Below are 23,439 nucleotides of genomic sequence, written 5' to 3'. Positions count from 1 at the left end.
AGCATGGCGCAAAAGATTATCCGTGTAGGCAATATCGAAATTGCCAACGACAAGCCAATGGTCTTGTTCGGTGGCATGAACGTGCTTGAAAGCCGTGATATGGCTATGCAGGTGTGCGAAGAGTACGTACGCGTTACCGAAAAGCTCGGTATTCCTTACGTCTTCAAGGCCAGTTTCGACAAGGCTAACCGTTCATCTGTCAGCTCTTACCGTGGCCCCGGCCTCGAAGAGGGCATGCGGATTTTCCAGGACATCAAGCAAGCCTTTGGTGTGCCGGTGATTACCGACGTCCACGAGCCTGCGCAAGCAGCCGTGGTCGCAGAAGTCTGCGACATCATCCAGTTGCCGGCTTTCCTGTCGCGTCAGACTGATCTGGTCGTGGCCATGGCCAAGACCGGTGCCGTGATCAACATCAAAAAAGCCCAATTCCTCGCGCCTCAGGAAATGAAACACATCCTGAGCAAATGCGAAGAAGCGGGCAATGATCAGTTGATCCTCTGTGAGCGTGGTTCCAGCTTTGGCTACAACAACCTTGTAGTCGACATGCTGGGCTTCGGCATCATGAAGCAATTTGAATACCCGGTATTTTTCGACGTGACCCACGCGCTGCAAATGCCTGGTGGTCGTGCCGATTCGGCCGGTGGTCGTCGTGCTCAAGTGACGGATCTGGCCAAGGCTGGCATCAGCCAAAGCCTGGCCGGTTTGTTCCTGGAAGCGCACCCGGATCCAGACAACGCCAAATGCGACGGCCCTTGCGCCTTGCGTCTGGACAAGCTTGAGCCCTTCCTGGCTCAACTGAAGTCGCTGGATGAGTTGGTTAAAAGTTTTCCGACAATAGAAACGGCCTGATCCGCTTTTCTCCGGTAAAGTACCGCACGATTTCTCGGGCCTTAGGGCCCGAGCCTTATCGTCCGCAAGGCTGCCCGTTATTTGACCCTTGCCGGCGATGACAAAATTTCCCTCAGCTGCGTCGTTTTCGTCAACTTTGGAGTGTTTACAACAATGGCAAAAATCGTCGACATCAAAGGTCGTGAAGTTCTCGACTCCCGTGGCAATCCCACTGTGGAAGCCGACGTGCTTCTCGACAACGGCATCATCGGCAGTGCTTGCGCTCCGTCCGGTGCTTCCACCGGCTCGCGCGAAGCGTTGGAGCTGCGTGATGGCGACAAAAGCCGTTACCTGGGCAAAGGCGTTCTGAAAGCGGTTGCCAACATCAACGGCCCGATTCGCGATTTGCTGCTGGGTAAAGACCCGGTTGATCAAAAAGCGCTGGACCACGCGATGATCGCGCTGGACGGCACTGAAAACAAAGGTTCTCTGGGCGCTAACGCGATCCTCGCTGTGTCCCTGGCGGCTGCCAAGGCTGCGGCTCAGGACCAGGACCTGCCGCTGTACGCTCACATCGCCAACCTGAACGGCACGCCGGGTGTTTACTCGATGCCGGTTCCGATGATGAACATCATCAACGGTGGCGAGCATGCTGATAACAACGTCGATATCCAGGAGTTCATGGTTCAGCCGGTTGGCGCCAAGACCTTCTCCGACGCGCTGCGCATGGGCACTGAAATCTTCCATCACCTCAAAGCTGTGCTGAAGGCCCGTGGCCTGAACACCGCCGTGGGCGACGAAGGTGGTTTTGCACCTAACCTGGCGTCCAACGAAGATGCACTGAAAGTGATCTCCGAAGCGATCGCCAATGCGGGCTACACCTTGGGCACTGACGTGACCCTGGCGCTGGACTGCGCGGCCAGCGAATTCTACGAAGACGGTAAATACAACCTGTCCGGCGAAGGCCAGGTGTTCAGCTCTGAAGGTTTCGCCGAGTACCTGAAAGGTCTGACTCAGCGTTACCCGATCATCTCCATCGAAGACGGCCTGGACGAGTCTGACTGGGATGGCTGGAAAATCCTGACCGACAAAATCGGTGAAAAAGTTCAGTTGGTAGGCGACGACCTGTTCGTGACCAACACCAAGATCCTGAAAGAAGGCATCGATAAAAAGATCGCCAACTCGATCCTGATCAAGTTCAACCAGATCGGCACCCTGACCGAAACGCTGGAAGCCATTCAAATGGCCAAAGCTGCTGGTTACACCGCTGTGATTTCGCACCGCTCCGGCGAAACCGAAGACTCCACCATCGCCGATCTGGCAGTGGGTACTTCGGCTGGCCAGATCAAGACCGGCTCCCTGTGCCGTTCTGATCGCGTTTCCAAGTACAACCAATTGCTGCGTATCGAAGAGCAATTGGGGGCAAAAGCCAAGTACAACGGTCGCAGCGAGTTCCGCGGCTAAGCAGTTGGTGGTAAAAAGACCACAGACAGTGTCAGAAAACTCGCCATCGCGAGTCTTTTGACACTAATCTGATGCTTATCAAGTACAAGCCTGGTTCTTCCAGGCTTTGTACTGTTAGTTGTTTACGTTTGTCGGCATGGCTGTCTTTTCACTGGATACCTGATATTCGATGCGCAGTCCCAATTGGTTGTTCCTCATTTTGCTCTTGCTTCTGGCTGGCCTGCAGTATCGCCTGTGGGTGGGGAATGGGAGTTTGGCGCAGGTAACCGACCTGACCCAGCAAATCGCTGATCAACGTGCTGAAAACGAAGTGTTGCTGGAGCGAAACCGCGTGCTGGATGCGGAAGTGCTTGAGTTGAAAAAAGGCATGGAGACCGTTGAAGAACGCGCTCGCCATGAGTTGGGCATGGTGAAAGAGGGCGAAACCCTCTACCAGTTGGCCCAATGAGCTATACATCTGCGGCCTTCTGGGCCGTGATTCCTGCCGCGGGCGTGGGTGCCCGTATGGCCGCGGACCGTCCCAAACAGTATTTGCAGTTGGGCGGGCGCAGTATTCTTGAACACAGCCTTGGCTGTTTTCTTGATCACCCTGGCCTCAAAGGGCTGGTGGTCAGTCTGGCGTTTGATGATCCCTTCTGGCCGTCTCTGCAGTGTGCTGCCGACCCGCGCATTGCCCGGGTTGACGGTGGTCGCGAGCGTGCTGATTCAGTATTGAACGCCTTGTTGTACCTGCATGCCCAGGGTGCTGGCGATGACGACTGGGTGCTGGTGCACGATGCGGCACGGCCCAACCTGTCACGTGAGGATCTGGACAAGCTGCTCAGTGAATTGGCAGACGACCCGGTGGGTGGTTTGCTCGCAGTCCCGGCGCGTGACACCCTCAAACGCGTGGACAAAAATGGTCGTGCGGTCGAAACCGTCGATCGTAGCTTGATCTGGCAGGCTTATACGCCGCAGATGTTCCGACTGGGGGCATTGCATCGTGCTTTGGCTGACAGTCTGGTGGCGGATGCCAACATTACGGATGAATCGTCCGCAATGGAGTGGGCAGGTTTGGCCCCGCGCCTGATCGAAGGCCGTTCGGACAACATCAAAGTCACCCGCCCCGAAGACCTTGAGTGGCTACGCCTGCGCTGGGCTAACCGCTGATCGGACAAAGCTGCACACATCCGTAGTCGCAGCCTTCGTGCCTCGACAGCGACTACAGAAACCTGGCGAAGTGCCTAGCTCAAATACTCCTCCCGCTTGGCCAATCCTTCCTTCAGATAATCCACCAGCTTTCTGACTTTGGGCGACAAATGCCGTTGCTGCGGGTACAGCCCCCAGACGGCGGTGTTGGGCGGTTGATGCGCGTCGAGCAGCGACACCAGTGCACCGGTCTTTAGATGCTCCAGTACGTAATAGTCCGGTAGCTGACACAAGCCAACGCCTTGCAGTGCCGCGTCCAGCACCGCTTGCCCGCTGTTGCAGCGCCAATTGCCTTGTACTCGCTGCGAAAATTCTCGTCCATCCTGCTTCAGTTGCCAGATGTCCGAACTGCCAATCAGGCAGTTGTGGCGGCTCAATTCCGACAAGCTGTGGGGGCGCCCGTAATGTTCCAGATAAGACGGCGACGCGCACAGGTACATGCGTCGGGGCGCCAGACGGGTCGCAACCAACCTTGAGTCCTGTAGTCGGCCAAGTCGAATCGCCAGATCAAGGCTTTCGTGCACCAGGTCCAAGGGCCGATTGCTCAGTTCAATGTCGACCCGCAATTGTGGGTATAGCCCCATAAAACGCGTCACCAGCGGCACAATAAAGCGCTCGCCGTAGGCCACTGCGCACGTCATGCGCAGCATGCCTTTGGGTTCGCTGGCCAAGTCGCCGATGGCCCGCAGGGCTTCTTCGCGGCCGTCTTGCAGGCGCTGACAATGTTGCAAAAAAGTTTGCCCGGCTTCAGTCAGCGTCACTCTTCGGGTACTTCGGTAGAACAGGCGAGTTTGCAGGCGTTCTTCAAGGCGGGCGACCTGGCGGCTGATGTGTGAAGACGACACGCCGAGGCTTTCGGCTGCGGCCGTGAACTGACCGCATTCGGCTACGGCCACAAATTCGTCTATACCTTCCCAGCGGTTCTCGTTCACGGTTGATTGTCCCTGTAGAGCAATAATGTTTTGCTTTTGCCTGGATTATTAATCACTCAGCGCTGATTTACACTCGGCGTCTTGTTTTTACTTTGCTGGAGACGATGGATGATCAAGTCACGTGCTGCCGTAGCATTCGAGGCCAAAAAGCCGCTGGAAATCGTAGAAGTAGACGTTGCCATGCCCAAGGCGGGCGAAGTGCTGTTGCGCGTCGTGGCTTCGGGTGTTTGCCACACCGACGCCTACACCTTGTCAGGCGCGGATCCGGAAGGCATCTTCCCGTCGATTTTGGGTCACGAAGGCGGCGCAATCGTTGAGGCCATCGGCGAAGGCGTAACCTCGGTTGCCGTCGGTGACCATGTGATCCCGCTGTACACCCCGGAATGCCGTCAGTGCAAATTCTGCCTGTCTGGCAAGACCAACCTGTGTCAGGCGATTCGCTCAACCCAGGGCAAAGGCTTGATGCCTGACGGCACTACGCGCTTCTCTTACAAAGGTCAGCCAATTTTCCACTACATGGGCACTTCGACGTTCTCCGAGTACACCGTGCTCCCGGAAATCTCCGTCGCCAAGATTCAGAAAGAAGCGCCGCTGGAAAAAGTCTGCCTGCTGGGTTGCGGTGTAACCACCGGCATCGGCGCAGTGCTCAACACCGCCAAGGTCAAGCCGGGCGACACGGTGGCTATTTTCGGCCTGGGCGGCATTGGCCTGTCGGCCGTGATCGGCGCCGTAAAAGCCAAGGCGGCGCGGATTATTGCCATCGACATCAACCCGGCCAAGTTTGAGATCGCCAAACAACTGGGCGCGACAGACTGCGTAAACCCGAAAGACTTTGATCGCCCGATTCAAGAAGTGATCGTCGACATGACTGACGGCGGTGTTGATTTCTCCTTCGAGTGCATCGGCAATGTGCACTTGATGCGTGCGGCGTTGGAGTGCTGCCACAAAGGGTGGGGCGAGTCGGTGGTCATTGGTGTGGCCGGTGCTGGCCAGGAAATCTCGACCCGTCCGTTCCAACTGGTCACCGGTCGCGTCTGGCGCGGTTCGGCGTTCGGTGGCGTGCGCGGTCGTACTGAACTGCCAAGTTATGTCGAGATGGCGCAAACCGGCGAGATCCCGCTGGATACGTTCATCACCCACACCATGGGCCTGGAAGATATCAACAAGGCATTTGACCTGATGCATGAAGGCAAAAGCATTCGTACTGTTATTAAATTCTGACGAATAGCTACAAGCCGGGGTAAGCCCAATCACTGACTCTGTAGGAGCGAGCTTGCCTCGCGATCTTTTTAAAGATCAAAAGATCGCGAGGCAAGCTCGCTCCTACAGTGGGCCTATCATGCGGTTTGCAGCTAAAAGCTTGGAGCTGCTTCTATGCCCTTAACAAATATTTCCTGCCAGAAGAGCTTCGGCGGCTGGCACAAGCGTTATACGCATCGCTCTGAAGTGTTGGGCTGTGACATGGTGTTTGCCGTGTATCTGCCGCCGCAAGCCGAGCAGGGCGCAAAACTGCCCGTGCTGTACTGGTTGTCGGGGCTGACCTGCACCGATGAGAACTTCATGCACAAGGCTGGCGCCATGAAGATGGCCGCCGAACTGGGCCTGATTATTGTGTGCCCGGACACCAGCCCGCGCGGCGAGGGTGTGCCGGATGATCCGAATGCGGCCTGGGATTTTGGTCTGGGCGCAGGTTTTTACCTGAACGCGACCCAGCAACCCTGGGCTCAGCATTACCGCATGCACGATTACGTGGTGCAGGAGCTGCCGGCGTTGGTCGAAGCGCATTTTCCAGCGTCGCAAAAACGCGGGATCAGCGGCCATTCCATGGGTGGGCACGGCGCGCTGGTGTGTGCCTTGCGTAATCCGGGGCGCTATCAGTCAGTGTCGGCCTTTGCACCGATCAGCAACCCGATGGATTGCCCTTGGGGGCAAAAGGCGTTTTCGCATTACTTGGGCGAAGAACGTGCGCGCTGGCGTGAGTGGGATGCGTGTGTGTTGATCAGTGAGGCCCGTGAAAAGCTGCCGTTGCTGGTGGATCAAGGCGACAGGGACGACTTTTTAGCCGTCCAGCTTAAGCCTGAAGCGTTGCAACAAGCGGCCAAATTGGCTGATCACCCGCTGACCTTGCGTCTGCAGCCGGGCTATGACCACAGCTATTTCTTCATCGCCAGCTTTATAGATGATCACTTGCGTCATCACGCGCGCGCACTAAGCGCCTAATAGTGACCAAAGTAGGTAGAATCACGCCCTGACTTAATCGGGGCGTTTTTTTATGCGTATTGGCCACGGCTATGATGTGCACTGTTTTGCTGAAGGCGATTTTATAACCCTGGGCGGCGTGCGTATTGCACATAAATTCGGGTTGTTGGCCCACTCTGATGGCGATGTGCTTTTGCACGCGCTCAGCGATGCACTGCTGGGGGCGGCGGCACTGGGCGACATCGGCAAACATTTTCCAGACACCGACCCGCAATTCAAGGGCGCAGACAGCCGCGTCCTGTTGCGCCATGTCGTGGGTCTGATCCATGCCAAGGGCTGGAAAGTCGGCAATGTCGACAACACCATCATTGCTCAGGCGCCGAAAATGGCGCCGCATATCGAAACGATGCGTGCGCTGATAGCGGCGGATCTTGAGGTTGATTTGGACCAGGTAAACGTAAAAGCCACCACCACTGAAAAACTCGGTTTTGTGGGCCGCGAAGAAGGCATCGCGGTGCACGCCATTGCGTTGTTGGTTCGCGCATGAACGAGCGTGATCTGCTGGGGCCGACCGCTTACGGCGAGCCATTGGGCACTGCGGTGCTCAAGGCCACGGCCGAGGATTTTCAAGTCGACGAAGTGCTTGATATTCCGTTGTCCGGCGATGGCGAGCATCTGTGGTTGTGGGTCGAAAAGCGTGGCCTGAACACTGAAGAAGCGGCGCGGCGTATTGCCAAGGCCGCGGGAGTGCCGTTGCGTACGGTGAGTTACGCGGGCTTGAAAGACCGCCAGGCGCTGACCCGACAATGGTTCAGCGTGCAGCTGCCGGGCAAGGCTGACCCCGACTTGTCGGGTGCCGAAAACGACACGCTTAAAATCCTCAAGACCTCCCGTCACAAGCGTAAATTGCAGCGCGGCGCCCACGCGGCTAACGGTTTCACGTTGCGCCTCACGCAATTGGTCGCTGACAAGGACGCGTTGCAACAGCGCCTGGAGCTGATCGCCAAGCAGGGCGTGCCCAACTATTTCGGCACGCAGCGTTTTGGCTGGCAGGGCGGCAATGTGGGCGAGGCACGCGATTACGCTGCGCGTAAAGCCCTGCCTGAGCAGCGCAATGTGCGTTCGCGGCTGCTGTCCACTGCCCGCAGCTACCTGTTCAACCAAGTGTTGGCCGCACGGGTGGCCGATGGCTCCTGGCAGCGTGCGCAGGTGGGCGATTTACTGGCGTTTACTGACAGCCGCAGTTTTTTCCCGGCGGGCGAGGCTGAGTGCAGCGACCCGCGCTTGGCTATTCTTGACCTTCACCCCACTGGCCCGCAGTGGGGCGAGGGCGAGTCACCGACCACGGGTGCAACCCAGGCGCTGGAACAGTCGATTGCCGAGCGCGAAGCTGATTTGCGCGACTGGCTGGTTCGGGCGGGAATGAGCCATGAACGACGCATCCTGCGGCTGCCCATTGGCCGATTGACGTGGCATTATCCGCAGCCAGATATTTTGCAACTGGAATTTGTACTGCCGGCCGGATGCTTCGCCACTGTTCTGGTGCGCGAACTTGTTGATCTGGTGTCTTTGGGTCAAACGGACAGCCTATGCGTATTCTGATTTCAAACGATGATGGGGTCACCGCCCCGGGGATTGCCGCGCTTTTTGGCGCATTGGCCGATTACTGCGAATGCGTGGTGATTGCCCCCGAGCAAGACAAAAGTGGCGCGAGCAGCTCGCTGACGCTGGACCGTCCCCTGCATCCGCACACCCTGGCCAATGGATTTATCAGCATCAATGGCACGCCGACCGATTGCGTGCACCTGGGTCTTAATGGCTTGTTGGCACAGCAGCCGGACATGGTGGTTTCAGGGATCAATATGGGCGCCAACCTGGGTGACGACGTGCTGTATTCGGGCACCGTGGCGGCGGCGCTTGAAGGGCGTTTTCTGGAGCGTCCTTCGTTTGCTTTTTCGCTGGTGTCGCGTCAGGTCGATAACCTGCCGACCGCCGCGTATTTTGCCCGTAAGCTGGTCGAAGCCCATCCTTTGCTCGATCTGCCGCCGCGCACGGTGCTCAACGTTAATATTCCTAACTTGCCACTTGAGAAAATCCGTGGAATCCAGCTGACCCGTCTGGGGCATCGCGCGCGCGCGGCGGCTCCGGTTCGCGTTGTTGATCCGCGCGGCAAGGCCGGTTATTGGATTGCGGCGGCTGGCGATGCTGAAGACGGCGGGCCGGGCACCGATTTCCATGCGGTGATGCAAGGCTATGTGTCGATTACGCCGTTGCAACTGGATCGCACCTTCAGCGATGGGTTCAAAAGCCTTGATGGCTGGCTGGAGGGGTTGGGCTGATGGCGCGCGAGCAGGATGGCCTGATGCATCGTGGCATTGGCATGACCTCTGAACGTACACGCGAGCGTCTGATTCAGCGCTTGCGTGAAGAGGGCATCGTTAACCAGAACGTGCTTGAAGTCATTCGTCGCACACCCCGTCACCTGTTTGTCGATGAAGCCTTGGCGCACCGGGCTTACGAAGACACGGCGCTGCCGATTGGCAACAACCAGACCATCTCCCAGCCTTATATGGTGGCGCGCATGAGCGAGTTGCTGCTGGAAGATGGCCCGCTGGACAAGGTCATGGAGATCGGCACCGGCTCGGGTTACCAGACGGCTGTGCTGTCGCAGCTGGTTGAGCGGATCTTCTCGGTCGAACGAATCAAGGTATTGCAGGATCGGGCCAAAGAGCGGTTGCTCGAACTCAACCTGCGCAACGTGGTTTTCCGCTGGGGTGATGGCTGGGAAGGCTGGCCAGCGCTGGCACCTTACAACGGCATTATCGTGACCGCTGTGGCGACAGATGTTCCTCAGGCATTGCTTGATCAACTGGCGCCTGGCGGCCGTCTGGTGATTCCAGTCGGCGCGGGCGATGTTCAACAACTGATGCTAATCGTGCGCGAAGATCACGGTTTTGCCAGGCGGGTGATTGGCAATGTGCGCTTTGTGCCACTGCTCAATGGGCCGCTGGCCTGAACCTTTAGATCGGCCCGGATGAATTATAAGACCGGGTACGGGTCATACAGCCCAGCGGGCAGGCCCTGCCCAGTGCGTGTTTAACATTGAACATTGTGTTTATGAGTTGGCTTTGCGATCTGTAAAGCTGCGAAGGCCAGTTATACTTGCGCCCATCGAGGGCCGTTACTGGCGTTTTAATATTTAGCCATCTTCAAAGGGAGCGGCGGGTGAGTCTCACAGTCATTACGCAGCGTATAGGGACCAAAAGCTATCAGAGACTCGCGGTCGGTCTAGTGTTAAGCGCCGCCCTGGTTTTGCTGGCGGCGTGCTCCAGCGCATCCAAAACGAGTACAAGCACCGGTAGTCGTAATGGAGTGGCCCAGCGCCCGGCAGTGACCACTGGCCAGTACGTGGTACGACGTGGCGATACCTTGTTTTCAATTGCCTTTCGCTACGGTTGGGATTGGAAAGCACTGGCTGCACGCAACAAGATTGATGCGCCGTTCACGATCGTTCCAGGCCAGACCATTCGTTTTGATGGCCGTGCAGGCACGGTACCAGCAGGGGGCTCGACCACCACCGTCGTGTCGTCTTCTGCGGGCAGCAAGACCACGGTTATCAAGCGTTCTGGTGCCACAACAACAGCGCCTGCAGCACCCGCGCCGTTGCCGGACGGGCCTGCTCCAAAAGGCTGGGGATGGCCCGCTGATGGTATTTTGATAGGCAAATTTTCTTCAAACGGTAGTTTGAATAAAGGTATTGATATTGCCGGAGATTTGGGACAGCCTGTTTTAGCTGCGTCTGATGGGTCAGTTGTATACGCCGGCAGTGGATTGAGGGGCTACGGCGAATTAGTCATCATCAAACACAGCGACACCTACGTCAGTGCCTATGGTCATAACCGCAGGTTGTTGGTTCGGGAGGGGCAGCAGGTCAAGGTCGGACAGACAATTGCCGAAATGGGGTCAACTGGTACAGACCGGGTGAAACTTCACTTTGAAATTCGCCGTCAAGGTAAACCTGTAGATCCACTGCAATTCCTACCACGCCGTTGATCAGTTACCAGCCTGTTCCTGATGTAGCTAAAAGGAACAGGCTCCAGCGTTGCCAAGGATAAAGGCGATGCTTGAGCTTGAGGTCGAACTCACCAAAGGACTATAACAATGGCTCTCAGTAAAGAAGCGCCGGGGTTTGACATCGACGATGAGGTGCTCCTTATGGACTCCAGCATCGAAAGTGACTTGATGTCAGAAGAAGATGATTCAACCCCTACCACTCGCACCAAGTCAAAAAAAGCACCTGCTTCAAAACAGCACAAGTACATTGACTACACCCGGGCGCTTGATGCGACTCAGTTGTACCTCAATGAAATTGGCTTCTCCCCGTTACTCTCCCCCGCAGAAGAAGTTCACTATGCGCGCTTGTCGCAGAGTGGGGATCCGGCTGGGCGAAAACGCATGATTGAAAGTAACTTGCGACTGGTGGTGAAAATCGCCCGACGCTATGTCAATCGCGGGTTATCGCTGCTAGACCTGATTGAAGAGGGCAACCTGGGATTGATTCGAGCTGTCGAGAAATTTGATCCGGAACGCGGCTTCCGCTTCTCGACCTACGCCACCTGGTGGATTCGCCAGACGATTGAACGGGCGATCATGAATCAGACCCGCACCATTCGTTTACCGATCCATGTTGTCAAAGAACTCAACGTCTACCTGCGAGCCGCACGCGAACTTACGCAAAAGCTCGATCACGAACCTTCCCCTGAAGAAATTGCCAATCTGCTTGAAAAGCCTGTCGCAGAGGTCAAGCGCATGCTTGGGCTCAATGAGCGGGTGTCCTCGGTAGACGTTTCTTTAGGCCCGGACTCAGACAAAACACTGCTTGATACCCTGACGGACGATCGCCCTACAGACCCTTGTGAGCTGCTTCAGGACGATGATTTATCGCAGAGCATTGATCAGTGGCTGTCCGAACTGACAGACAAACAGCGTGAGGTGGTGATTCGCCGTTTCGGGCTGCGTGGGCATGAAAGCAGCACCCTTGAGGATGTAGGGTTGGAGATCGGCCTGACGCGTGAACGTGTGCGACAGATCCAGGTTGAGGGGCTCAAGCGACTGCGAGAGATCCTCGAACGTAATGGCCTATCGAGTGAGTCACTGTTTCAGTAAGCGTAGTTTGTTGACTAAAACCCCGATTTTCGGGGTTTTTTTATGAGCGGCGTAAACGCACGCATGCAGAGGCTGTGCGTCAGATGCTGTAGACGCAGCACGAACTCAGGCATCTTTTCGGCTTGGTCTGTTAAATATGTGGGTTGGAAATGTCGTGTCACGTACGAAGTTGAGCTTTATCAGCGAGCGGCTGTAAGTCTTTACTTACGTTTTCTGTAAGCCAACAGCGTAAGACATGGTCAGGAATGACTTTTTCTTACTTTAAATTTTTTATAAGTCATTGAAAATTAAAGGTTTCATTGATTTTTGAGTCCCCTTCTCGTAATAAAAAGCTATAACTGGTGCGGTTGCAGCAATTTCAGAAGCCTCTAGTATCTTAACTGTGTCGACGGATCGACACGGCGCTCAGGGAAGAACGCTAAGGACATTGCAGGATGCAATTCATCAGGATGATGAGAAGGAACAAAAGGGATTAGGGAAAAAATGTGGGCGGGTCAAACCGCCCCTTTTTTTTGCCTGAAAAAAGTGTTTTAGCGCATGCCTTAAGTGTGGGCCCGAATTCAAAGAAAAACGCCCAAGGCATTAATGGCCTTGGGCGTTTTGCGTTACACGTCTGAAAAACCGTTCAGGGTGAACCGGTCAGGCTTGCAGCGTTGGGTAGTCGATGTAGCCGACCGGGCCTTTCGAATAGAAGGTTTCAGGATGTGCCTCATTGAGCGGCGCACCAGCCTTCAAGCGTGCTGGCAGATCAGGGTTGGCGATAAAAGGCACGCCAAACGCGACAGCGTCAGCCTTGCCTTCAGCAATCCAGGTATTGGCGCTTTCGGCTGTGAAGCGTTCGTTGACGATGTAAGCGCCGCCAAACGCTGCCTTGAGCTGTGGGCCCAGGCTGTCCGGGCCTTCGGCTTCACGCGAGCAGATAAACGCGATACCGCGTTTGCCCAGTTCGCTGGCCACATAGCCAAAGGTTTCAGCCAGGTTTTCATCGCCCATGTCGTGCAAGTCGGCACGTGGAGACAAGTGCACGCCAACCCGGCCAGCGCCCCAGACTTCGATGACGGCATCGGTGACTTCAAGCATCAGCCGTGCACGGTTTTCTACGGAGCCACCGTACTGATCGGTACGCTGGTTGGTGCTGCTTTGCAGGAACTGATCCAGCAAGTAGCCGTTGGCGCCATGAACTTCAACGCCGTCAAAACCGGCAGCTTTGGCGTTCTCGGCGCCGGTGCGATACGCATCGACAATGTCTGCGATCTCAGCCGTTTCCAGAGCGCGCGGTACAGGGAAATCAACTTTTGGGCGCACCAGGCTGACGTGGCCTTTGGCTGCAATAGCGCTAGGAGCAACCGGTTCTTCACCGTTCAGGTACAGCGAGTGGGAGATCCGCCCAACGTGCCACAGTTGCAAAGAGATACGGCCACCGGCGGCATGTACAGCCTTGGTGATGTTCGTCCAGCCGCGCACTTGCTCGTCGGACCAGATGCCCGGGGTGTCCGGGTAGCCGACACCCAGCGGGGTTACCGAAGTGGCTTCGCTCAAGATCAGCCCGGCAGAGGCGCGCTGAACGTAGTATTCAGCCATCAGCGCGTTTGGAACTCGACCTTCATCGGCACGGCAGCGAGTCAGCGGCGCCATGATGATACGGTTGGGCAGTTCGAGATCGCCCAGCTTGATCGGATCAAAAATCGTGGTCATTTATGCAGCCCTCTCAAGGATCAGTGTGTCGCAGTGGCCAGCTCGGCATTGCCGTTCTGGCGAAAAGTAATCAGGGTGACCAGCAGCGCCAGTACTGCCAGTACAGCAGCGGCCAATGGCACGCTGGTGAGGCCGAAACCGTGGGCAATCACACTGCCGCCCACCCAGGCGCCAAGCGCGTTACCGACGTTAAAGGCGCCGATGTTCAGTGTGGACACCAGGTTCGGTGCCGCTTTGCCGAAGGTCACAACGTTGATTTGCAGGGCGGGTACTGCGGCAAACGAGGCGGTGGCCCACAGGAACAGCGTGATCTCGGTTGGAATCAGCGCAACGCTGGTCCAGCTCAATACAGTCGACACCACCGCCATCGCGATAAAGACGCCGATCAAGGTGGCGGACAAACGCTTGTCTGCCAATTTGCCGCCGATGATATTGCCGACAGTCAGGCCCAGGCCGATCAGCAGCAGCGACCAGGTCACGCCAGTGGGCGATACGCCGGTCACGTCGCCGAGCAATGGCGCGACGTAGGTAAAAAGGGTGAACATCGACGCAGAAAACAGCGCGGTCATACTCAGAGAGAGCCAAATCCCGGCGCCTTTGAGCGCGGCCAATTCGGCCCGCATATCGAGTTTTTCTTCGTCACGCTTGGCCGGCAGAAAGCGGATCAGACCAATCAACGCCACTACACCAATCACCGTCACGGCAAAAAACGTAGAGCGCCATCCTGCTGCCTGGCCCAGAGCGGTGCCCAATGGCACGCCCAGCACGTTAGCCAGCGTGAGACCGGTAAACATCAGCGCGACAGCAGACGCGCGCTTGTTGGCAGGCACCAGACCTGCGGCCACCACCGAGCCAATGCCGAAGAACGCGCCGTGACACAACGCAGTGACCACACGGGCAAACATCAGCACGTTGTAATCACTGGCCAGTGCGCAGAGCAGATTGCCGACAATGAATATGCCCATCAACGCGACAAGAGCGGCCTTGCGCGGCAGCTTGGCTGTGGCCAGCGCCATAAATGGCGCACCAATAGCCACGCCCAATGCGTAACCCGTCACCAGCCAGCCAGCGCCGGGGATAGAAACACCAAGATCGGCTGCGACATCGGGCAGCAAGCCCATGATCACAAATTCCGTGGTCCCGATGGCAAAGGCGCTGAGCGCCAGGATGAGTAGCGAGAGAGGCATGGAAATCCTTGTTAAAGCTCTTGGCTCAGTGTTGTGAGGAAAGCCTGAACGGTTTCCTCATTACGTTTGAAAAAGTGCCACTGACCTACCTTTTGGCTGCTGATCAAGCCAGCACGTTGCAACGTGGCAAGGTGGGCAGAAACAGTGGATTGCGACAGGCCGAAGCGTTGATCGAATTGCCCGGCACATACGCCGTGCTCAGTGCTGTGATGCTGGTCAGGAAACTCAACCTGCGGATTTTTAAGCAGGCGAATGATTTCTCGGCGTACTGGGTGTGCCAGCGCTTTTATTATTTCGTCGAGGTCGATCGGCATAGTGGCAGTGCTCAATGGTGTGTAGCGTTATATCGCGATGAGGCGAACTTTAAATCGTAATATCGCGATATACAAATATGATTTCGATCTGAAATCAGTACAAATCGGTATATCGGGTTATAACGATATTTATAGGTCGTGCTGAATAGTGGAGTGCTAAACTGCGCGGCATGAATTATCTCGCACATCTGCACCTTGGTGGCCAGCGGCCAGAAGAATTACTCGGTAGCCTTTATGGCGACTTCGTAAAAGGGCGCCTGCAGGGCCAGTACAGCCTGGCGATTGAATCTGCTATCCAGCTGCATCGCAGCATTGACGTCTTTACTGACGCCCACCCGTTGGTTGACCAATCCTTGTCGCGCTTCACCCAAACCCGGCGCCGCTACGCAGGCATCGTGCTCGACGTATTCTTCGATCACTGCCTCGCGCGTGATTGGTCGCACTATGCCGAAGGCCCCTTAGAGCGCTTCACCACAGACTTCTACAAAGTCCTTAAATCGCAACCCCAGCTACCCAAACGCCTGGCCACCATCGCCCCGCACATGGCAGCGAATGACTGGCTGGGATCCTATCGAGACTTTGGCGTACTCGAACAAGTCTTCAAAGGCATCGCCCGGCGCTTGTCGCACCCGCAAGAACTGACTGGCGCCATGCAAGACCTGCGCACCCTCTACGAACCGCTGAGCGAAGACTTCCGAGCCTTCTACCCGCAATTGCAAGCGTTTGCAGAGAAAGAAAAACGGATTCAGCCGCAGTAGCTCTTGATCTGGCTGTTGATTTTGATCTACCTGCGACCTCGCGAGGGAACCTGAGCGAAGCGAAAGCCGTACGTGGGAGCAAGGCCTTTTTGGGGACTTTTGTGGCTGTTTGACAATAGTGCCTCGCCGTAAGGGCGAAACCCGTAAAAAGCCTTAATAAATCAAATGGATATGTACGCAAAACCTTAGAAGCGCTGCCGCTTCGTCGCAGTGGCGCACCAACCCGATCGCAGCCTTCGGCAGCGACTACAGGCGTTCAGCCGTGGCGCCCCCCATCGTTGGCAAGCCAGACTCCCACAGTTCTATGGCGCACGAAAAACCGCAGCAGGTTTAAATGTAAGTGCTTACGATCGCTGCGCAATCGGACGTAGCCTCGCAGGCTCGGCAACTGCTACGAAATCGATGTGTTCCGGCGCCCCCGTCACCACCCTTCGAATCGCCTCCTGAGCCCTGAACGCCAGCGCCGCGCGCTCCTGCTGCTGACAAACAATCGGCTCCAGCAAATGAATCTCAACCTGCGCCTGCTCGTGAGAAAACAACCTCAGCAAATGCGACAGCAAATCATCATCCCCAATAAACGGCGCTATCGCATCAGGCTCACCCTCACGCAAATAACGAATAGCCACCGGCTGCAATGACACATCACTGTCAATCGCCGCCGACAACAGCCGCCCATGAAAGGTACGCACTGAACGACCGTCGGTCGTCGTGCCTTCAGGAAACATCAACAACGAATGCTGTTGTCGCAAATGGTCAGTCATTTGCTCGCGAATCTGCTGGCTGTCGCCTGCCCCCCGGCGAATAAACAGACTGCCTGCCTTGGCCGCCAGCCATCCGGCCACGGGCCAGCCACGCACTTCTGACTTGGACAAAAACGACAACGGAGTCAGTTGCCCCAGCAACGCAATATCCGTCCATGACACATGGTTACTGACCCACAGCATCGGCGTTGCAGGCAACTCGCCAAAAACTGTGACCTGAAAGGGCAGGGCGTTGCTGAGGCGCTTCATGAAAAACTGCGACCAGCGCTGCCGACGGTCCATCGTGCTGTTCAGGCGCAGTTGCTCCATCAACCCGAAAATACTCGCCATGCCCAGCCCCAGGCTGACCACCGCGAGCACGCGTGCCACTCGCCCGTATCGGCGCAAGCGGCTCATTACATGGCTGCCTTGAAGTGGCGCGCATAACGCGGGCACAGCTCGTCACGCTTGAGCAGGATAAAAACATCCGCGACCTGAAAGTCTTCATCCCAGCAGGGTTCGCCGCAAATCTTGGCACCCAGGCGCATGTAGGCTTTGAGCAGCGGCGGCATTTCGGCGATGACGTTGGCCGGGACTTCCAGCGCAGGCAGCGGCTTTTTAGGCTCGGCACGCAAGTGTTCAGTGCACAGATAACGCTCGCGCAGGCGTTGCATGATCGCCTGGGCCTGGATGCCGCCGTCTTGCATCGGTATGCTCGCGCAGCCCATCAGGTAGTGGTAGTCGCCCTGATTGAGGACTTCAGCCAATTCGCCCCACAACACAGCGATGGTGCCGCCATTGCGGTAGGCCGGATCGACACACGTACGGCCAATCTCAAGGATCGGCCCTTGCAGGTGAGCCAGGCCGTGAAGGCTGAATTCTTCTTCACTGTAAAAGTGACCGATGTTTCGCGCGGCACTGTGGTCCAGCAGGCGCGTGGTGGCGACTAACAGGCCGGTATTAAGGTCACGCACCCCAATGTGCTCGCAGTGAGCATCGTAATCGTCTATGTCCAGACCCCGTTCTGCGCTTTTCAGCTTGGCGTTCAGCTCGCCGCTGAAGACACGAAAGCGCAAGGCTTGAGCCTCGCGCAAGGCCTCTGGGCCAAGCAAGCGTTCTGCCTGCAGTCGGCGTTCTTGAGCGGTGTCGCGGATACGGGCGATCTGGGCCATTGCGAATCTCCGTGCAGGTATCAAGCCTGCCTTGTCGACTGAGGTGTGCAATCTCAGGCTAAGGAGCCGCAGTGTCATGACCATGACAATTGGGTGATGCTTGTATGACAGCCCATTCGGCCTCAAGGAACTGGCGCTGCCGATGAGCGTCTTAACGCAGCGTAATAAAATCCTGCCCAGATCCCTCCACTAGGGGTACTGTTCGTTCCTGTTTATCTGTCGATGAGTTTCTATGTTTAAAGCGTTTTTATCGTCCACTTGCGCCCTGTTATTGACCTTGGGTGTGAGCCTGTCTGCTCAGGCCAATTGGTACCTGGACGGTGAGTCATCCCGCCTTGCATTTATCACCACGCAAAATGCCAATGTCGCGAACATGCACCGTTTTCTGGTGTTGCACGGCAAAGTGGACCGCAAGGGACAGGCGCAATTGCGTATCGAAATGGACTCGGTCAACAGCGCGGTGCCTTTGCGCGATGAGCGTATGCGCGATCAGTTGTTTGATTTCAAGCACTTCCCGGAGGCGCGAATTACCGCGCAAATAAACCTGCAACCGATCAACGACCTTGCACCTGGCGCGCAACTGGAATTGCACTTGCCGGTGACTGTCCATTTGCGTGACAAGCAGCACACCTATGAGGCCGAACTGTTGGCGACACGTCTGGACGAACATCGTTTTCAAGTCGTGACCCTGGAGCCACTGATGCTGCAAGCCGAAGACTTTGGCTTGCAGCCAGAACTTGAAAGCCTGCGTAAATTGGCCGGGTTGTCGGCAATCAGCTTTTCAGTACCGGTGAGCGCGGTGCTGATTTTCACGGCCCGCTGATATGGCCGGCGCAGTGTTTCCATGGCGCAGCGCCAATCAGTTCGAATTGCTGATCGATGGCCCGAGATTTTTTCCGCGGATGCTGGCGGCCATCGAGCAGGCGCAAGAACACATCGATCTTGAACTCTATCTGGTTGAAGCCGGAAGCTGCGCTGAAACCATCGTCCATGCGCTTGAACAAGCAGCTCGGCGTGAGGTGCGGGTGCGCTGTCTGTTCGATGGCTATGGCAGCCTGGCGTTTACCTCGGGCTTGCGTCGCAGGCTGACCGAGGCCGGTGTTGAGCTTCGGTTTTACAACCCGCTGAGCTGGCGCCGTGGTCTGAATAATCTGTACCGCGATCACCGCAAATTGTTGCTGGTTGATCAGCAGTTGGCGGTGGTGGGCGGGACGGGTGTTACCGATGAGTTTTGGCAACCCCTCGAAAACACCTGTGACTGGCATGAAGTCATGGTCCAGATTCAAGGCCCGCTGGTTCAAGACTGGCAGATGCTGTTTGAGCGTCAATGGCGCGCCAACATCAGCCGAAAGGCCTGGAAACCCGCCAGGCACTTCGGGCTTGTGCGGTTGCCGCGGGTGCCTGAAAAGGGCGAGGGCATGGGCCGTGTGGCGTATGCCGATGCTCATCAGCATCGCGATATTTTGCATTCGCTGGTGCGGGCCATTAACAGCGCCAAACAGAACATCTGGTTGGCCACGCCTTATTTTTTACCGACCTGGAGTGTTCGGCGCTCGCTGCGCCGTGCGGCCAATCGGGGGGTTGATGTGCGCCTGCTGCTGACGGGCCCGCGCACCGATCACCCGTCTGTGCGCTATGCCGGGCATCGCTACTACCCGCGACTGCTCAAGTCCGGGGTGCAGATTTTTGAATATCAGCCGTGTTTTTTGCACCTCAAAATGGTGCTGGTCGACGGCTGGACCAGCATCGGTTCCTGCAACTTTGATCATTGGAACCTGCGCTTCAACCTTGAGGCCAACCTTGAAGCGCTCGACCCTGCGCTGACTCAGGCGGTGACCGCCAGTTTTATCGCTGACTTCGCCCAGAGTCAGCCCATCAGTCTGCAAACCTGGCAGTCACGGCCCCTGTGGCGGCGAGTTAAACAGCGTATCTGGGGCTGGGTTGACCGGCTGGTAGTGAACTTTTTTGGGCGTCGCTAATGCCTTGTCTGTTTAAACACAGTGTTTTGTTGGGGGTTACCTAGCCTTTTGTTTAACACGCGGTTACATAACGTTTCAGAACGTGCAAAATCGAACCCCTTCACGGGTGACTGGAAAGCGTGAAGCCTGATTTTTCTGGAGCGTTTTGCATGACACCTTCGTTGTTGCTGGCCGTCCTGGCCTCGGGCTTTATCTATGGCATCACTCCGGGCCCAGGCGTCCTGGCCGTTTTTGGTATTGGTGCTGCCCGCGGGCGTCGTGCGGGCGCCGGATTTCTCTGCGGGCATTTGTTGGGGGATGTGATTTGGTGCAGCACGGCGCTGATTGCGATTGTCGGTGCACGCGAATTTGGCAGCACCGCCTTCAATGTGCTCGGCCTGCTCAGCGGTCTTTACCTGTTTTGGCTGGGCCTGCGTGCCGTCCGGGCCAAGCGCAGTAGCGGGGCGCAACAAGGCCCGGCCCGACAGCCCTTTGCCCACGGTATTATCTTTGGCTTGACCAATCCCAAAGCCTATCCGGTGGCCGTGGCGACATTTACTGCGCTGCTGTCAGGGCGTGCAGAACTGCTGACCTGGTCCATGCTGCCTTGGCTCATCGCCTTGAGCTTTGTGGGCGGGGCGCTGGCTTATGCGATCTTGATCGGGATCGTGGGGGCCGGGCATGTCCGGGCGCTGTATCAACGTCATGAAGTGCTGATTACCCGTTTGTGCGGCGTGATGTTTATCGGTTTTGCGATCAGTGCCTTGGCGCATGCCCTGCCAGGGTTGGTGAGCACTAACGATTGAGGTGAACTGCCAGGCGTGCAGCGTTCGATGATCGGTAGCACATATTCACTAGGCATAACGCATTATCGGGATGTAATATCATTACATTATATTTCGAGCGACCCGCGTGAAGACTTCTCGATCCCCCCTTGCTGGCGTAATCGCCGGTTCTGCACTGGCTCAATCTGCGGGTAGGCGACTGCTGGTTTCTTTGGCCATTCTGGTTGTGTTGTGGCTGGGCATTGTATGGGCGGTGTCTATTCCATGAGTGCTGTCAGCATTAGCCTTGATGACCTTACCGTCACGTACGAACGCCGCCCTGCGGTACACCACATCAGCGGGTGTTTTGAGGCCGGCAGCCTCACGGCGATTGTTGGCCCCAATGGCGCCGGCAAGTCGACGCTGATCAAAGCCATTGCCGGTACGTTAAAACCTGCCGCCGGGCACGTCGATCGCGGCAGTCTTGCGCTGCGCAATGTCGGTTATCTGCCGCAAGCGGCCGAGATCGACCGCAGCTTTCCGTTAAACGTTGCAGACACGGTGATCATGGGCGCGTGGCGCAGCATCGGCGCTTTTCGCGGTGTCAGTCGCGAGCAGGCCCGGCAGGCGCAAGAAGCATTGCTGGCGGTAGGGCTGGAAGGGTTTGAAAGCCGCAGTGTCGGGTCGCTTTCATCAGGTCAATTCCAGCGGGTGCTGTTCGCACGCTTATTGATGCAGAACGCGTCGGTCATTCTCTTGGACGAGCCCTTCACGGCCATTGACGCCCGCACCACGCAAGATCTGCTGAAGCTGATCCGCGACTGGCATGGTCAGGGCCGCACCGTGATCGCGGTTTTGCACGACATAGACCAGGTTCGCAAACACTTCCCCACTACGTTGCTGATGGCGCGCGAAGCAATTGCCTGGGGCGACACCGAAACCGTGTTGCACGCCGACAATTTGCGTCGGGCGCGCAACATGGCGGAGTACTGGAGTGATGACGCAACACCCTGCGCGATGAATGAGGAGCCGCTGTCATGATGATTTATCAGATGGTGATTCAGCCTTTTGTCGAGTTTGGTTTTATGCGCCGAGCCCTGATTGCCTGCCTGGCGCTCGGTATCGGTTCTGGCCCGGTGGGTGTGTTGCTGATGTTACGCCGCATGAGTCTGGTCGGAGATGCCATGAGCCATGCGGTGTTGCCGGGAGCGGCGGTGGGTTTTCTGTTTGCAGGTCTGTCATTGCCTGCGATGGGGTTTGGTGGATTGATCGCAGGCCTCTTGGTGGCGTTGCTGTCAGGGCTGGTCAGCCGATTCACGACCCTGCGTGAAGACGCCAGTTTCGCGAGTTTTTATCTGACGTCTCTGGCGGCAGGCGTACTGATTGTCTCGTTGCATGGTTCCAGCGTGGACCTGCTGCATGTGCTGTTCGGCACGATTTTGGCCATCGATAACCCGGCCATTTTCATGGTCGGTGGCATCGCCTCATTTACCTTGATCGTGCTCGCACTGATTTATCGACCGCTGGTGCTGGAGTGTTTTGATCCAGGGTTTCTGCGTGCAGTCGGCGGCAGCGGATCGCTGTATCACGTGCTGTTTCTGTTGCTGGTGGTGCTCAACCTGGTGGCGGGCTTCCAGGCACTTGGCACATTGATGGCTGTGGGCATGATGATAATTCCGGCGACCGTCTCGCGGTTCTGGGCCACGTCCTTGAGCGCGCTAATGATCATCTCGACGCTGGTTGCCACCTTGTCAGGCTTTATTGGCTTGATCGTTTCCTTTCATGCCGGTGTCGCGTCCGGCCCCGCGATTGTGCTGACCGCCAGCGCCTTTTATGTCTTTTCGCTGCTATTCGGGCGCAGCGGCATTGTGCGCCGCCTGTTCCCGAAAGCGCATCTCGCCCACTGATTTCAGACACGCAAAAAGAAGAGGGGATTCGAATGAAGCCGTTAACACTGCTGGCTGCTGTTTTCGCATTGTCGAGTATTGCCGGTCTTGCTCAGGCCAAACCCATCGAAGCGGTAGCGTCGTTCACCGTCATCGCCGACATGGTGCATAACGTGGGCGGTGACCATGTGCACGTGACCTCACTGATTGGCCCCAATGGCGACCCGCATGCCTACGAGCCGACGCCCAACGATGCGCAAGCCTTGAAGCGCGCCGACATCGTTTTTGTCAGCGGCTTGCACCTTGAAGGGTGGCTCGATCGCCTGATCAAGGCCTCGGGCTACAAAGACCAGCCGGTGGTGCTGTCCAATGGCATCAAGACCCGCAGCATGGAGGAAGACGGCAAGCAGATCACCGACCCGCACGCCTGGAACAGTGCGGCGAATGGCGTAGTCTATGTGCGCAATATCATCAGTGCCTTGCAAAAAGCCGACCCGGCCAATGCCCGCGATTATCAAGCCAAGGGCGAGCAGTACATCAAGCAACTGGAACAACTGGATGCTTATGCTCGCGCGCAGGTCCAGTCAATCCCCAGTGACAAACGCAAGGTCCTGACCTCGCACGATGCGTTTGGTTACTTCGGCGATGCCTATGGCGTGACGTTCCTGTCGCCGTTGGGCTTGTCGACAGAAACTGAAGCATCGGCTTCGGACGTGGCCAAGTTGATCAAACAAATCAAGCAAGAACACGTCAGCACCTACTTCTTCGAAAATTCCAGCGACCCGCGGCTGGTCAAGCAAATCGCTAATGCCAGCGGCGCGCAACCGGGTGGCGAGCTTTACGTTGAATCGCTGTCACCCACCGATGGCCCGGCACCCACCTACGCGCAGATGTTTCGCTACAACGTCGATAAGCTGACGGCGGCCATGAAAGGCAATTAAACGTCTATCGCACTCTTGTAGCCGCTGAAGAGCAAAGCGAGGCTGCGATGCGGAGCGCAGGACCGCCGTTTGGGGTCGCTGCGCCACCCATCGCAGCCTCATTCTTCGGCAGCGGCTACAGGTCTCTTCGAGGCCTGTAGCCCTTTGCGCTAATCATTAATGCGATATAGATATATTAAATAGTTCTTTTATCTCTTTAAGTTCGGATTGCTAGTATCCAAGGCTAATGGCCTGCACTGCTGATCAG

General features: G+C 56.7%; 25 protein-coding genes. 19 read left to right on the top strand and 6 right to left on the bottom strand.

Annotation, left to right across the window (positions count from 1 at the left end; genetic code table 11):
- Positions 1–3: 3 nt before the first annotated feature.
- From kdsA to ispD, 4 genes are all read left to right on the top strand, one after another.
- Positions 4–849, top strand: a complete 846-nt coding sequence (kdsA, locus tag RHM56_RS17095) for a 3-deoxy-8-phosphooctulonate synthase (RefSeq protein WP_019411455.1) — start codon at positions 4–6, stop codon at positions 847–849.
- Between the two features lie 153 nt (positions 850–1,002).
- A complete protein-coding gene (gene eno / locus RHM56_RS17090) occupies positions 1,003–2,292 on the top strand; it encodes a phosphopyruvate hydratase (RefSeq protein WP_322234271.1) in 1,290 nt (429 codons plus the stop codon).
- A 169-nt stretch (positions 2,293–2,461) separates the two neighbouring features.
- Positions 2,462–2,740, top strand: a complete 279-nt coding sequence (gene ftsB, locus RHM56_RS17085) for a cell division protein FtsB (protein WP_019411453.1) — start codon at positions 2,462–2,464, stop codon at positions 2,738–2,740.
- The gene (gene ispD / locus RHM56_RS17080) at positions 2,737–3,441 is read left to right on the top strand and encodes a 2-C-methyl-D-erythritol 4-phosphate cytidylyltransferase (protein ID WP_322234268.1); all 705 of its coding nucleotides are present in this window, start codon (positions 2,737–2,739) and stop codon (positions 3,439–3,441) included. Before ftsB ends, ispD begins: the two co-directional genes overlap by 4 nt.
- A gap of 74 nt (positions 3,442–3,515) precedes the next feature.
- Here the strand turns inward: ispD and RHM56_RS17075 are convergent, their stop codons facing one another.
- Positions 3,516–4,412 carry a LysR substrate-binding domain-containing protein gene (locus tag RHM56_RS17075; RefSeq protein WP_322234265.1) on the bottom strand — a complete coding sequence of 299 codons (897 nt, stop codon included), beginning with the start codon at positions 4,410–4,412 and terminating at the stop codon, positions 3,516–3,518.
- A 108-nt stretch (positions 4,413–4,520) separates the two neighbouring features.
- Here RHM56_RS17075 and RHM56_RS17070 point away from each other — a divergent pair, with 108 nt between their 5' ends.
- From RHM56_RS17070 to rpoS, 8 genes are all read left to right on the top strand, one after another.
- Positions 4,521–5,633: an S-(hydroxymethyl)glutathione dehydrogenase/class III alcohol dehydrogenase gene (locus RHM56_RS17070; RefSeq protein ID WP_322234263.1), complete on the top strand. Its 1,113-nt coding sequence runs from the start codon at positions 4,521–4,523 to the stop codon at positions 5,631–5,633.
- 153 nt (positions 5,634–5,786) lie between these two features.
- Entirely contained in the window at positions 5,787–6,632 is an 846-nt protein-coding gene (gene fghA / locus RHM56_RS17065; RefSeq protein WP_322234260.1) for an S-formylglutathione hydrolase, read from the top strand.
- Between the two features lie 52 nt (positions 6,633–6,684).
- Complete coding sequence (gene ispF, locus RHM56_RS17060) at positions 6,685–7,158, top strand: 2-C-methyl-D-erythritol 2,4-cyclodiphosphate synthase (protein WP_322234258.1); 474 nt, start codon at positions 6,685–6,687, stop codon at positions 7,156–7,158.
- Complete coding sequence (truD, locus tag RHM56_RS17055) at positions 7,155–8,213, top strand: tRNA pseudouridine(13) synthase TruD (RefSeq protein WP_322234256.1); 1,059 nt, start codon at positions 7,155–7,157, stop codon at positions 8,211–8,213. The genes ispF and truD overlap by 4 nt, the downstream gene beginning before the upstream one ends.
- Positions 8,201–8,950, top strand: coding sequence for a 5'/3'-nucleotidase SurE (surE, locus tag RHM56_RS17050; RefSeq protein ID WP_322234254.1), 750 nt, complete (start codon positions 8,201–8,203; stop codon positions 8,948–8,950). The genes truD and surE overlap by 13 nt, the downstream gene beginning before the upstream one ends.
- Positions 8,951–8,991: 41 nt before the next feature.
- Entirely contained in the window at positions 8,992–9,627 is a 636-nt protein-coding gene (locus RHM56_RS17045) for a protein-L-isoaspartate(D-aspartate) O-methyltransferase (RefSeq protein WP_322241798.1), read from the top strand.
- A gap of 209 nt (positions 9,628–9,836) precedes the next feature.
- The gene (locus RHM56_RS17040) at positions 9,837–10,664 is read left to right on the top strand and encodes a peptidoglycan DD-metalloendopeptidase family protein (protein ID WP_322234251.1); all 828 of its coding nucleotides are present in this window, start codon (positions 9,837–9,839) and stop codon (positions 10,662–10,664) included.
- A 108-nt stretch (positions 10,665–10,772) separates the two neighbouring features.
- A complete protein-coding gene (gene rpoS / locus RHM56_RS17035; RefSeq protein WP_322234248.1) occupies positions 10,773–11,777 on the top strand; it encodes an RNA polymerase sigma factor RpoS in 1,005 nt (334 codons plus the stop codon).
- Between the two features lie 639 nt (positions 11,778–12,416).
- Here rpoS and RHM56_RS17030 read toward each other — a convergent pair.
- From RHM56_RS17030 to RHM56_RS17020, 3 genes are read right to left on the bottom strand one after another with little or no spacing between them, the layout of a single operon-like run.
- On the bottom strand, positions 12,417–13,472 hold the full coding sequence (locus tag RHM56_RS17030) for an alkene reductase (RefSeq protein WP_322234245.1): 1,056 nt from the start codon (positions 13,470–13,472) through the stop codon (positions 12,417–12,419).
- Between the two features lie 20 nt (positions 13,473–13,492).
- On the bottom strand, positions 13,493–14,659 hold the full coding sequence (locus RHM56_RS17025; protein WP_322234243.1) for an MFS transporter: 1,167 nt from the start codon (positions 14,657–14,659) through the stop codon (positions 13,493–13,495).
- An 11-nt stretch (positions 14,660–14,670) separates the two neighbouring features.
- A complete protein-coding gene (locus tag RHM56_RS17020) occupies positions 14,671–14,973 on the bottom strand; it encodes a metalloregulator ArsR/SmtB family transcription factor (protein WP_322234240.1) in 303 nt (100 codons plus the stop codon).
- A 170-nt stretch (positions 14,974–15,143) separates the two neighbouring features.
- On the opposite strand from RHM56_RS17020, the gene RHM56_RS17015 reads away from it, so the two are divergent.
- Entirely contained in the window at positions 15,144–15,731 is a 588-nt protein-coding gene (locus RHM56_RS17015; protein WP_322234237.1) for an ACP phosphodiesterase, read from the top strand.
- Positions 15,732–16,075: 344 nt separating this feature from the next.
- Here the strand turns inward: RHM56_RS17015 and RHM56_RS17010 are convergent, their stop codons facing one another.
- Positions 16,076–16,888 carry a lysophospholipid acyltransferase family protein gene (locus tag RHM56_RS17010; protein ID WP_322234235.1) on the bottom strand — a complete coding sequence of 271 codons (813 nt, stop codon included), beginning with the start codon at positions 16,886–16,888 and terminating at the stop codon, positions 16,076–16,078.
- Positions 16,888–17,643 (bottom strand): L-ornithine N(alpha)-acyltransferase, encoded by a 756-nt coding sequence (gene olsB, locus RHM56_RS17005; RefSeq protein ID WP_322234232.1) that lies wholly within the window; start codon positions 17,641–17,643, stop codon positions 16,888–16,890. The genes RHM56_RS17010 and olsB overlap by 1 nt, the downstream gene beginning before the upstream one ends.
- Positions 17,644–17,875: 232 nt before the next feature.
- On the opposite strand from olsB, the gene RHM56_RS17000 reads away from it, so the two are divergent.
- The 6 genes from RHM56_RS17000 (at position 17,876) to RHM56_RS16975 (ending at position 23,192) form a co-directional block, all read left to right on the top strand.
- The gene (locus RHM56_RS17000) at positions 17,876–18,466 is read left to right on the top strand and encodes a YceI family protein (RefSeq protein ID WP_019411436.1); all 591 of its coding nucleotides are present in this window, start codon (positions 17,876–17,878) and stop codon (positions 18,464–18,466) included.
- A gap of 1 nt (position 18,467) precedes the next feature.
- A complete protein-coding gene (locus RHM56_RS16995; protein WP_322234228.1) occupies positions 18,468–19,622 on the top strand; it encodes a phosphatidylserine/phosphatidylglycerophosphate/cardiolipin synthase family protein in 1,155 nt (384 codons plus the stop codon).
- 149 nt (positions 19,623–19,771) lie between these two features.
- Positions 19,772–20,407: a LysE family translocator gene (locus tag RHM56_RS16990; RefSeq protein WP_322234227.1), complete on the top strand. Its 636-nt coding sequence runs from the start codon at positions 19,772–19,774 to the stop codon at positions 20,405–20,407.
- A 243-nt stretch (positions 20,408–20,650) separates the two neighbouring features.
- The gene (aztA, locus tag RHM56_RS16985) at positions 20,651–21,406 is read left to right on the top strand and encodes a zinc ABC transporter ATP-binding protein AztA (RefSeq protein ID WP_322234224.1); all 756 of its coding nucleotides are present in this window, start codon (positions 20,651–20,653) and stop codon (positions 21,404–21,406) included.
- Complete coding sequence (locus RHM56_RS16980; RefSeq protein ID WP_322234222.1) at positions 21,403–22,272, top strand: metal ABC transporter permease; 870 nt, start codon at positions 21,403–21,405, stop codon at positions 22,270–22,272. The genes aztA and RHM56_RS16980 overlap by 4 nt, the downstream gene beginning before the upstream one ends.
- Positions 22,273–22,304: 32 nt before the next feature.
- Positions 22,305–23,192, top strand: coding sequence for a metal ABC transporter substrate-binding protein (locus RHM56_RS16975; RefSeq protein WP_322234219.1), 888 nt, complete (start codon positions 22,305–22,307; stop codon positions 23,190–23,192).
- Positions 23,193–23,439: the final 247 nt, after the last annotated feature.

The organism is Pseudomonas sp. CCC3.1 (assembly GCF_034347405.1).
Lineage (GTDB): Bacteria > Pseudomonadota > Gammaproteobacteria > Pseudomonadales > Pseudomonadaceae > Aquipseudomonas.
Note: the sequence above shows the minus strand (reverse complement) of the source record. Positions and strands in the feature narration are given on the sequence as shown.

Bases quoted from the DNA above. Each gene is read 5' to 3' on its own strand.
- RHM56_RS17030 (WP_322234245.1), bottom strand. From the start codon at position 13,472: ATGACCACGATTTTTGATCCGATCAAGCTGGGCGATCTCGAACTGCCC.
- RHM56_RS16975 (WP_322234219.1), top strand. From the start codon at position 22,305: ATGAAGCCGTTAACACTGCTGGCTGCTGTTTTCGCATTGTCGAGTATT.
- RHM56_RS16995 (WP_322234228.1), top strand. From the start codon at position 18,468: ATGGCCGGCGCAGTGTTTCCATGGCGCAGCGCCAATCAGTTCGAATTG.
- RHM56_RS17000 (WP_019411436.1), top strand. From the start codon at position 17,876: ATGTTTAAAGCGTTTTTATCGTCCACTTGCGCCCTGTTATTGACCTTG.
- aztA (WP_322234224.1), top strand. From the start codon at position 20,651: ATGAGTGCTGTCAGCATTAGCCTTGATGACCTTACCGTCACGTACGAA.
- ftsB (WP_019411453.1), top strand. From the start codon at position 2,462: ATGCGCAGTCCCAATTGGTTGTTCCTCATTTTGCTCTTGCTTCTGGCT.
- RHM56_RS17020 (WP_322234240.1), bottom strand. From the start codon at position 14,973: ATGCCGATCGACCTCGACGAAATAATAAAAGCGCTGGCACACCCAGTA.
- eno (WP_322234271.1), top strand. From the start codon at position 1,003: ATGGCAAAAATCGTCGACATCAAAGGTCGTGAAGTTCTCGACTCCCGT.
- RHM56_RS17045 (WP_322241798.1), top strand. From the start codon at position 8,992: ATGACCTCTGAACGTACACGCGAGCGTCTGATTCAGCGCTTGCGTGAA.
- ispF (WP_322234258.1), top strand. From the start codon at position 6,685: ATGCGTATTGGCCACGGCTATGATGTGCACTGTTTTGCTGAAGGCGAT.
- ispD (WP_322234268.1), top strand. From the start codon at position 2,737: ATGAGCTATACATCTGCGGCCTTCTGGGCCGTGATTCCTGCCGCGGGC.
- RHM56_RS16990 (WP_322234227.1), top strand. From the start codon at position 19,772: ATGACACCTTCGTTGTTGCTGGCCGTCCTGGCCTCGGGCTTTATCTAT.
- RHM56_RS16980 (WP_322234222.1), top strand. From the start codon at position 21,403: ATGATGATTTATCAGATGGTGATTCAGCCTTTTGTCGAGTTTGGTTTT.
- olsB (WP_322234232.1), bottom strand. From the start codon at position 17,643: ATGGCCCAGATCGCCCGTATCCGCGACACCGCTCAAGAACGCCGACTG.
- surE (WP_322234254.1), top strand. From the start codon at position 8,201: ATGCGTATTCTGATTTCAAACGATGATGGGGTCACCGCCCCGGGGATT.
- kdsA (WP_019411455.1), top strand. From the start codon at position 4: ATGGCGCAAAAGATTATCCGTGTAGGCAATATCGAAATTGCCAACGAC.
- rpoS (WP_322234248.1), top strand. From the start codon at position 10,773: ATGGCTCTCAGTAAAGAAGCGCCGGGGTTTGACATCGACGATGAGGTG.
- RHM56_RS17070 (WP_322234263.1), top strand. From the start codon at position 4,521: ATGATCAAGTCACGTGCTGCCGTAGCATTCGAGGCCAAAAAGCCGCTG.
- fghA (WP_322234260.1), top strand. From the start codon at position 5,787: ATGCCCTTAACAAATATTTCCTGCCAGAAGAGCTTCGGCGGCTGGCAC.
- RHM56_RS17015 (WP_322234237.1), top strand. From the start codon at position 15,144: ATGAATTATCTCGCACATCTGCACCTTGGTGGCCAGCGGCCAGAAGAA.
- truD (WP_322234256.1), top strand. From the start codon at position 7,155: ATGAACGAGCGTGATCTGCTGGGGCCGACCGCTTACGGCGAGCCATTG.
- RHM56_RS17025 (WP_322234243.1), bottom strand. From the start codon at position 14,659: ATGCCTCTCTCGCTACTCATCCTGGCGCTCAGCGCCTTTGCCATCGGG.
- RHM56_RS17010 (WP_322234235.1), bottom strand. From the start codon at position 16,888: ATGAGCCGCTTGCGCCGATACGGGCGAGTGGCACGCGTGCTCGCGGTG.